Raw genomic sequence first — 9,025 nt, forward strand, 5'->3', positions numbered from 1 at the left:
TTTGGAACCGGCGGGTTGTCGTCAGCCGATCTTCTTCAGTCCGTTTTTGAACCGCGGCCCGTTGAGCGTGTAGAATTTCGCAGCACTTCCCATCGCCGTCACCTGCTCCGGTGTCAACGTGCGCACCACGCGCGCGGGCGAGCCGATGATCAGGGAATATTCGGGATATTCCTTGCCTTCGGTGATGACCGATCCCGCACCGACAATGCTGCCGCGGCGTATCTTCGCGCCGTTCATCACGATCGAGCCCATGCCGACCAGCGCGTCGTCTTCGAGCGTGCAGCCGTGCAGGATGACATTGTGACCGACGGTGCAGTTCTTGCCGATCGTCAGCGGAAAGCCGCGGTCGGTGTGGCAGGTGGAATTGTCCTGCACGTTGGAGCCTTCGCCGATCTCGATCCATTCATTGTCGCCGCGCAGCACCGCGCCGAACCACACGCTCGCCGAATTCAGAAGCCGCACCTTGCCGATCACGACGGCGGTATCTGCGATGAAATAGCTTCCATTTGCGGGGAGTTCAGGCCCCTGTCCGTCGAGTTCGTAGATCGCCATAGCAAAGGCCTCCGTTGGCGGAGAGCTTGGCACAGCCGCTGGCGCAGGATCAAGCTAGCAGGCCGCCAGCCTCAGGCCAGCACGCCCGCAGCACGCAGCGTCATCAGGAAGAACGTGCCGGACATCATGCTCCAGAAGCCTGAAAGCACGGTCGCCATCATCACGAATTCGAAGCGGCGGCGCTCGATCGTCGCGCCGCGCAACGTGTTGCGCATGATGATGAAGGGTGCGGCGAAAACCAGAAACGGCACGGCCGCAAATGTCTTCGGCGCCACGCCTTCCCCAAGCAGCCCGAATCCCGCCGGCCGCGCCGCCATCGCCTGATAGCCGTTGGCGAGCGCGCCTGCGAACGCAAAGCCGATGCACAGGGCGAACAGGGAATTCAATGCATCGGGCGACATGACAGCTTCCGTTTAACTCGACAAACCGCGGCCCTGCTTTCGCAAAATTGGCCGGCGGCCGCCACAGCATCCTTAAGGAAGGGTTAACAGCGCGCCGCCGGGCACCCGTTTGCGCATGGCTGTCGCGGCCGGAACTCCCGCGAAATCATGCGGAAATCAAACGGCCCATGGCATATTCGCGGGATGATTCGCCTAGCTCTCGGGATCGTGCCCGAGCCTCGAACCCGACCGCTGCTTCCTTCATGACCCTGCTTTCGACGGCCCAGCACATTGCCCGCGACACCCGCAGGGACCCGCGCTCGCATATGATCCTGATCATGGTCGCGGTAACCGTCACCGCAGGCGCTATTGCCTTGGTCGTTTATTTGCTGTGGCCGACCTGGGTGGTGCGGCCCGCCAGCGCGCCCGATCGGTTGCCGGTCAGCGTCGGCGCCACGCTCTTCAACGTGCCGACGTCAGCGATCCGCCGCAAGATCCAGCGCCACTCCGGGCCGCAGGAGCGAGTCGATCTCAGTTTCGTCTTTCCGTCGCTTGAACCGCCCGATGCGCCAAAGCACGTCAGCGCCGATACGATCGAAGAGAAGGTGCAGCCGATCGACCGGATCTTCCTGTCGATATCGGCCCACCACGACACGTTGGCGCCGGACACGCGGGTGCGTACGATCTATCCGCGCTACCTCGAACAGAGGGCAACACCGATTGACGACGGATTGACAATGCGCGCCTTTCGCGACGGCTCGCCCTATGCCAACGAAGACCTGTTCTCCGCCGGCGCGCCGAGCCTCAACGCGCGCTGTTCGCGCGACGGTCAGACGCCCGGCATGTGCCTCAGTGAGCGCCGCGTCGACGGCGCCGACCTGACGTTCCGCTTTCCGCGGAGCTGGCTGTCGCAATGGCGCGATGTTGCGAATGCGATGGAGCGGCTGACGGCGCAAATGCGCGGGCCGAAGCGGTAGTGAACGACCGAGGTTCGCAGGGGTGGGCAAAGGCGCGCAGCGCCATGCCCACCATAACAACTCACACTACGAAGGACAGCTGGTGGGCACGCTTCGCTTCGCCCACCCTACGGCGTCGCGGCGCGCCTCAGCCGACGTCGGCCAGATCTTCCTCGAGGATCGCCATCTGAAACTGGAACGAGCGATCATCGTCCTCGTCATCGACGAACAGCACGCCGATGAATTCCTCTCCGATATAGACCTCGGCGGAGTCGTCCTTTTTCGGCCGCGGCACGACGCGGATCTTGGGATTGCCGAATACACGCTTGAGATAGGCGTCGAGCTTCCTGACTTCCTGAACGTCCACGGCGGTCTCCAATCGGATTCTTTGAATTTCCGGGAGGTTTTTAGGACGAGACGGCGCAGACTACCAGCCGTAACTTCACAAATACGGCTGGCAGAAAGTGTGGAAAATCAAAGGCCGATAGCGCCGAGCATTTGGTCCATCGTGCGTGACGGCTCCGCACAGCCAGCCTCGCCGACGATCTTCGCGGGAACGCCGGCCACCGTGACGTTGTGCGGCACCGGCTTGACCACCACCGAGCCCGCGGCAATGCGCGCGCAATGGCCGATCTCGATATTGCCGAGAATTTTGGCGCCCGCCCCGATCAGCACGCCGCGCCTGATCTTCGGATGGCGATCCTCGTTCTCCTTGCCGGTGCCTCCCAGCGTGACGCCGTGCAGGATCGAAACGTCGTCGTCGATCACGGCAGTCTCGCCGCAGACGAAGCCGGTCGCGTGATCGAGGAAAATGCCGCGGCCGATCTTGGCGGCGGGATTGATGTCGGTCTGAAACACCGCCGACGAGCGGCTCTGCAAATAATAGGCAAAATCCTTGCGGCCCTTTTGATAGAGCCAGTGCGCCAGGCGATGGGTCTGCAGCGCGTGAAAACCCTTGAAATAGAGCAACGGATCAATGAAGCGCGAGGTTGCGGGATCGCGGTCGTAGACCGCGACCAGGTCGGCGCGGAACGCATTGCCGAGATCGGGCTCGTCGCGCAGTGCCTCGTCATAGGTCTGCCGGATCAAATCGCCCGATAGCGCCGAATGATCAAGCCGCTCGGCGAGGCGATGCACCACCGATTCCTCCAGGCGGTCGTGATGCAGCACGGTCGAATAGATGAAGGAAGCAAGCTCCGGCTCGCGGCGGACAATGTCCTCCGCCTCGGTTCGCACCCGGTCCCAGATCGGATCGAGCGCGGCGAGCTTCGACGCTTGCGGATTGACCTGATGGACTGCCATGGTTGCTCTCGCAAATTCGTTTGTTTCGTTGATATTGTAGCACGGTGGGCGGACGGCTGTCCTGGGCAGGCGCTGGCCAAAATAAGCCCCGCCGGCCAGTGAGGGTTCAAATCAAGGTGGCCCGGATTTTACGGAAATCAAGCCGGATAGCGTCCGACTATTGGTGAATTTCGGCTGGCCAGCCATACCGGCATGCTCGCCTAAAATTGGGGGAAGCCACATTACCACGCAGATATTGCGGGCGCGTACCGCTGCGGATTCGCGGTCGGCCTGGATCGCCGCCATCGCCATCCCATTGATGTTGCTGGCCCCTGCCCTGTGGAATGGCTATCCGCTGCTCCAGTGGGATACCGGCGGCTATCTGGCGCGGTGGTACGAGGGCTACCTGGTCCCCAGCCGCTCCACCACATTCGGCCTCTATCTTCACTTCGGCGAGGACTCGAGCTTCTGGATCAACCTCGGGATCAACGCGCTGGCAACGCTGTGGATCCTGCAGTTGACGATGCGCGTGCTCGGCATGCCGCAGCCATTGCGCCTGCTGGCCATGAGCGTCGTGCTGGCCCTGGCCACCTCGCTGCCCTTTCTTGCCAGCACGCTGCTGACTGACATTTTCGCCGGGTTGTCGGTGCTTTCGTTCTTCATCCTGGTCACGCATGGCGAGCGGACGTCGATCTCGGAAAAATGCCTGTTGTTCGGGCTCACCGCTTTCGCCGCGGCGACCCACAGCGCAACGCTCGCGGTGCTGCTCGGACTGTGCTGCGTCGGCTGGATTGCGCGACCCTTTCTGCGCGAGCGGATTTCCGTTTCCGCACTGACGCAGGGCAGCCTCACCATTGTCACCGGAGCTGCGCTGTTGCTGTCGACCAATTTCGCGTTGTCCGGGAAGCTGGCGTGGACGCCCGGCGGATATGGCGTGGCGTTTGGACGAATGCTGCAGGACGGCATCGTCGCGCAGTATTTGCGCGATCAATGTCCGACGCAAAGCTTCAAGCTCTGCCCCTATCGAGACAAGCTGCCGGCCACCGCCGACCAGTTTCTGTGGGGCAACAGCATGTTCAACACGCTCGGCCGCTTTCAGGGACTGAACGACGAGATGGGCTTCATCGTGCTGCATTCGCTCGCCGAATATCCGGCTTGGCAGGCGAAGGCGGCGCTGACGGCAACGGCTCAGCAACTGGTCCACGTCGCCACCGGCGAAGGGACTGATGGCTGGCTCGGCCATACCTACGGCATCATCGAGCGCTTTCTCCCCGCACAGGTGAAGCCGATGCGCGCGGCGCAGCAGCAGCGCTGGCATTTCGACTTCACCGCGATCAACCGGATTCACATTCCCGTTGCGCTGGCGTCAATGCTGCTGGCCGTCATCCTGTTCGGCCGCGGCGTGCTGCGCCGAACGTTCGACGATCTCACCTTGCTCGCCGGCACGGTCTCGTTCGCCCTGCTCGGCAATGCCTTCATATGTGCCGTGATATCCGGTCCGCACGATCGCTACGGCGCGCGGATGGCGTGGCTTGCGACCACGGTGGTGCTGATCGCGGCCATCAGGCAATTCACCGATGAAGAGGCGCGCGACCGCTCATTGCCGCCGCGACAGGAAGTCGATGACGCCGACCTTGTAGATCTTGTCGCCGACCGCGCGCATGTGATCACGGTTCGGAATGTCGAGCACCTCGGCGCCCGGAATAATTTTCCCGAGCGCCGCGGCTGAGCCGGCGATTTCGTCCCTGGTGCCGACAGCGATCAGGACGGGCACGCCGATCCCGGCGGCTTCCTCCGATGTCATCAGCCGCCGCGAGCCGCGCAGGCAGGCGGCAAGCGCGCGGCGGTCGGATCGGGTCTGATCGGCGAAGGCGCGAAACGTGCGGCCGACCGGATCGGTGATGTCCTCCAGCGACGGCGCTTCCAGCGCAATGGCCACGTTCTCGCCGGGGCCACCGCCCTCGATCAGTCCGATCCCGATGCCACCGATGATCGCCGAGCGCAGCCGCTGCGGCTGCTCGCGCGCCAGGATCGCCGTCATGCGCGATCCCAGCGAATAGCCCATGATGTCGGCGCGCTCGATTCCCAGATGATCCAGCAGCGCGATGACGTCGCTTGCCATGATCGCGATTTCGTAAGCAGCGGAATCGTAGAGCTTTTCGGAATCGCCGTGGCCGCGATTGTCGAGCGCGATCACGCGGCGGCCGTCCTTCCTCAGATCGGAAACCCAGGTCGGATAGACCCAGTTCACGTTCTTGCTGGAGGCAAAGCCGTGCACGAGGACGATCGGATCGCCCTCGCCTTCGTCGAGATAAGCAATTTCGACAGCGCCGTTGCGAAAACTCGGCATCATCAGTTCCATTTTTGGGGATCGGAAATGCACGGCCTTGCAATAACCGCAAGTCTAGCCGTGTACGACAGCGCTCACCAGACTGGGAGCGGACGGCAAGCATGCTGCCGCCGCCTGCTTTCTCAACCGCCGCGCTTTCTTGCGACGCAGCCACGCTTCGGTCGCCCGCTCGGTCGTCGCCTTGATCGACGACAGGAAACCAAACAGCGCCAACAGCGCGCCGAATACCCACATCGTCAGACTAAAAGCGCCGCTCGCCAGCAGTAGCGCGCCGCGGCCGAGCACCTTCAAAATCGCACGGGTCTGGCCGCCCTTGGATTCGGCAAGCCGTGCGGCGCGGGCGACGTCCTTCGGCCCTTGCGCGATACGCAGCGTGTCGAGCGCGCCGCGTGTGCCGGCCTTTTCGCCGACGCGTCCGACATCTTTCGCCAGCCGTACCAGCGCACCGGCCTTCTCGGCGCGGAACGCCGCCTTGATCGCGTTGATGGTTTCACCGGGCCGCAGCACGGAGCCCTTCGCGACCGCCTGCTGCAGCACCGGCGTATCGACGACCTCGCGCGCTGAACGGCCGGCCCATTGCGTCAGCCCCTCGCCGAGACGTCCGACCTTTCGGGCATCTTTGACCATGGAAAGACCGGCGCGCAGCGGACCGACACCGCCGATGGAGACGTAGGTCGCGGCGGTCACTGCGAGGCCCACCGTCGCCAGGCCCAGCACCAACCGGTCCACCTCCTCGCCAACAGCGAGATGCTTGCCCTCGCGCACGACGTCCCTGATGTCGCCGAACACGAAGAGGTCGCCGGCGACTGTGCCCGACAGGCTCGCCACGTCGTCGGCATTGCCGGTCACCAGGCCCGTGGCAAAGCGCTTGGCAAAATGCGAGGCCGAACCTGCGTCAGAAACGGCATCGCTGACGCGCTTCGACAATTCATCGCTGATGGGAATGCCTTTGTCGCGGGCGAGTTCGACGAAGCTGTTGGCGAGATCGGAATCGCCCTCCGCGAGCGCTGCCTCGATATGGCTGGCGACCAGCGCCTGGTTGGCCCGCAACGCGGAGTTGATGTGGATGTCGGACAGTGTCGCGGGATCGTCCTGGGCCGCCAGAATGGCGCCGGCCTCGCGGGCGTGCGGCCACAGCGCCGCGCACACCGCCGCGCTAAGCGCCAAGCATCCTAGCGCCCCTGCCAGAGCCGAACTGAACCGCAACCGCCTCATCCAAAAAAGTCCAATATTTTCGTCCTTCTCAAGATGGTATGCCGCTTTTAAGACACAACTGCCCCGACGAAAGAAGGGCTTTTCTCCGACGACAAGATTGTGTCGAATTTGCATGAGCAAATGTGCGGCGGGGACATCCCGAATCGGCTCTAGGAATCATCGGCACCCCCCACTATGGTGCGCGGCATTTCGAAGCTGCCGCGTCGCGTTGGTTGCGTGCGCTCATCGTTGAAATCCAAGGTGAAACTGATGTCCGACCATGTCGTCCCGCATTTCCATAACGACGCCGGGGTCTCAGTAATCGAGATCGGCTCGCAGGAATTCATGTGCGTGGGCGCCAATCCGCCGTTCGACCATCCGCACGTGTTTCTCGACCTCGGCAACGACAACGAGATCATCTGCCCCTATTGTTCCACGTTGTACCGCTTTGCCGCCGACCTGGCCGCAGGCGAGGCCCGCCCGCCCGAATGCGTCCTGAGAGACAAAGTCGCCTGACCTTTCGGTGGCCGCCGCGCGCACCATCATCGTTGCTGGTGCCGGGATCGGGGGACTGACGGCGGCGCTTTCGCTCGCCGCGAAAGGCTTTCGTGTCATCGTTCTGGAGAAGGCCGAACGGCTGGAGGAAGCCGGCGCCGGCCTGCAGCTTTCGCCCAACGCCAGCCGGATCCTGGTCGACCTTGGCCTGCGCTCGCGGCTTGCAGCCCGCGCCGTGACGCCCGAGGCCATCAATATCATGAGCGCGCGGGCGGGCGGCGAGATCGCGCGCCTGCCGCTCGGCGAGGCGGCCAGCCTTCGCGCCGGCGCACCCTATTGGGTGATGCACCGCGCCGATCTGCAAGGCGCCCTGCAGGCAGCGGTCAACGACCATCCGGATATCGACCTCAGGCTCGGCTGCCAGTTCGAGGACGTGACCTCGCACGCCAAGGGGCTGACAGTGGTCCAGCGCCGCGGCAACGCGAGGCAACAGGAGCTGGCGGTGGCGCTGGTCGGCGCCGACGGCATCTGGTCCGCGGTGCGGAACCACTTGTTCCCGGAGGTGCAACCGCGGTTTTCCGGCCTGATCGCCTGGCGCGGAACCCTCGATGCGACGATGCTGCCGCGCGAATATACCGCTGCCCGCGTGCAGCTCTGGATGGGACCGGACGCGCATCTGGTCGCCTACCCGATCTCGGCCGCGCGGCAGATCAACGTGGTCGCCATCGTGCCGGGAACCTGGAACAGACCGGGCTGGAGCGCACCCGGCGATGCCAACGAACTGAAGAACACGTTCGCCTCGCAACGCTGGCCCGCGACTGCACGGATGCTGATCGGGGCCGTCGACGAGTGGCGGCGCTGGGCGCTGTTCACCCTGCCCGATATCGCCGAATGGACCGACGGCGCGATCGCGCTGCTCGGCGACGCCGCGCATGCGATGCTGCCGTTTGCCGCGCAAGGCGCGGGAATGGCGATCGAGGACGCCGCCGTGCTCGCCAAATGCATGAGCGAAAGCCCGGGCGATCCAATAGCAGGCACCCCTGCGGCGCTGAGGCGCTATGGCCGGCAGCGGCGCGGCCGCGTGCTGCGGGTGCAGCGCGCCGCGCGCCAACAGGGGCGCATCTATCATCTCACCGGCCCGCTGGCGCTGGCGCGCGACCTCGCCATCAAGGCGATGGGCCCTGAGCGCATGCTGGCGCGGCAGGACTGGATTTACGACTGGCGGGTGTGAGCGGAGTTCGGGGGCCGCAACCGACAACGCACTAATTTGCGGCCCGGCTTGCCTTGGCACGGCCCTTGGCAACGGGAGCCGGCGCGATCGATGGCGGGACCGGCGCCGGCTTGGCTTCCGGTTTCGATTCCTGGCACCTGTTCTTCTGCCAGGCTTCATCGGCCAGCTTCGACTGTCCGCGCAGCGCGATGTATTCATTGCGGTAGGCGAGCTCCGCCACCACGGGACCGGCGACGCCGGTTTCGGCCTTGGTCATCAGCCCCTGCACCTCCGCGGTACGCCCCGCGAGGCTCTTGCGCTCCGGCTCGAGCTGCTTGCAATCGTAGAGATCGTATTTCGCGGGATCGGCAAAGGCCGGCGAAATGGTGTCGCTCATCCCGGCGCAGCCGGACAGGCCGCCCCCGAGCGCAACCAGCGCCAGCGCCGCGAGGCTGCGCGAGAGTAACCGGCGATGGGACAGCGAGCTGGGCATCGGACCTTCGTTAAGTGGATTATCTTGAGATTGCCTAAAGCTCGCCGCAGGTAAACACCCCAAGTGTCCGCATTGAGGCTTTGCTTCTGCGCCCGCGCTCACTTAAAGGTGGGG

10 protein-coding genes and 1 pseudogene are annotated in these 9,025 nt (G+C 64.2%); 4 read left to right on the forward strand and 7 right to left on the reverse strand.

Annotation, left to right across the window (positions count from 1 at the left end):
* Nucleotides 1-21 precede the first annotated feature (21 nt).
* Both HCN58_RS04415 and HCN58_RS04420 read right to left on the reverse strand, forming a co-directional pair.
* The gene (locus HCN58_RS04415) at nt 22-552 is read right to left on the reverse strand and encodes a gamma carbonic anhydrase family protein (RefSeq protein WP_171578152.1); all 531 of its coding nucleotides are present in this window, start codon (nt 550-552) and stop codon (nt 22-24) included.
* 71 nt (nt 553-623) lie between these two features.
* On the reverse strand, nt 624-953 hold the full coding sequence (locus tag HCN58_RS04420; RefSeq protein ID WP_171578153.1) for a DUF6949 family protein: 330 nt from the start codon (nt 951-953) through the stop codon (nt 624-626).
* 242 nt (nt 954-1,195) lie between these two features.
* Here HCN58_RS04420 and HCN58_RS04425 point away from each other — a divergent pair, with 242 nt between their 5' ends.
* The gene (locus HCN58_RS04425; RefSeq protein WP_171578154.1) at nt 1,196-1,909 is read left to right on the forward strand and encodes a hypothetical protein; all 714 of its coding nucleotides are present in this window, start codon (nt 1,196-1,198) and stop codon (nt 1,907-1,909) included.
* A 127-nt stretch (nt 1,910-2,036) separates the two neighbouring features.
* Here HCN58_RS04425 and HCN58_RS04430 read toward each other — a convergent pair whose 3' ends face one another.
* A complete protein-coding gene (locus HCN58_RS04430; RefSeq protein ID WP_025590201.1) occupies nt 2,037-2,255 on the reverse strand; it encodes a DUF3126 family protein in 219 nt (72 codons plus the stop codon).
* Between the two features lie 107 nt (nt 2,256-2,362).
* Complete coding sequence (cysE, locus tag HCN58_RS04435) at nt 2,363-3,190, reverse strand: serine O-acetyltransferase (RefSeq protein WP_171578155.1); 828 nt, start codon at nt 3,188-3,190, stop codon at nt 2,363-2,365.
* A gap of 298 nt (nt 3,191-3,488) precedes the next feature.
* Here cysE and HCN58_RS04440 point away from each other — a divergent pair.
* A pseudogene (locus HCN58_RS04440) lies at nt 3,489-4,757 on the forward strand (hypothetical protein); the annotation flags it as partial.
* Nucleotides 4,758-4,766: 9 nt separating this feature from the next.
* Here the strand turns inward: HCN58_RS04440 and HCN58_RS04445 are convergent.
* Complete coding sequence (locus tag HCN58_RS04445) at nt 4,767-5,519, reverse strand: alpha/beta fold hydrolase (protein WP_171578156.1); 753 nt, start codon at nt 5,517-5,519, stop codon at nt 4,767-4,769.
* Nucleotides 5,520-5,573: 54 nt separating this feature from the next.
* Nucleotides 5,574-6,734, reverse strand: coding sequence for a hypothetical protein (locus tag HCN58_RS04450; protein WP_171578157.1), 1,161 nt, complete (start codon nt 6,732-6,734; stop codon nt 5,574-5,576).
* 249 nt (nt 6,735-6,983) lie between these two features.
* Here HCN58_RS04450 and HCN58_RS04455 point away from each other — a divergent pair, with 249 nt between their 5' ends.
* Nucleotides 6,984-7,229: a zinc-finger domain-containing protein gene (locus HCN58_RS04455; protein ID WP_057833775.1), complete on the forward strand. Its 246-nt coding sequence runs from the start codon at nt 6,984-6,986 to the stop codon at nt 7,227-7,229.
* 7 nt (nt 7,230-7,236) lie between these two features.
* Nucleotides 7,237-8,439, forward strand: a complete 1,203-nt coding sequence (locus HCN58_RS04460; RefSeq protein WP_171578158.1) for an FAD-dependent monooxygenase — start codon at nt 7,237-7,239, stop codon at nt 8,437-8,439.
* Nucleotides 8,440-8,470: 31 nt separating this feature from the next.
* Here HCN58_RS04460 and HCN58_RS04465 read toward each other — a convergent pair whose 3' ends face one another.
* Nucleotides 8,471-8,911 (reverse strand): twin-arginine translocation pathway signal, encoded by a 441-nt coding sequence (locus HCN58_RS04465; RefSeq protein ID WP_171578159.1) that lies wholly within the window; start codon nt 8,909-8,911, stop codon nt 8,471-8,473.
* Nucleotides 8,912-9,025: the final 114 nt, after the last annotated feature.

It is taken from the genome of Bradyrhizobium australiense (assembly GCF_013114825.1).
GTDB classification, from domain to species: Bacteria; Pseudomonadota; Alphaproteobacteria; order Rhizobiales; family Xanthobacteraceae; genus Bradyrhizobium; species Bradyrhizobium australiense.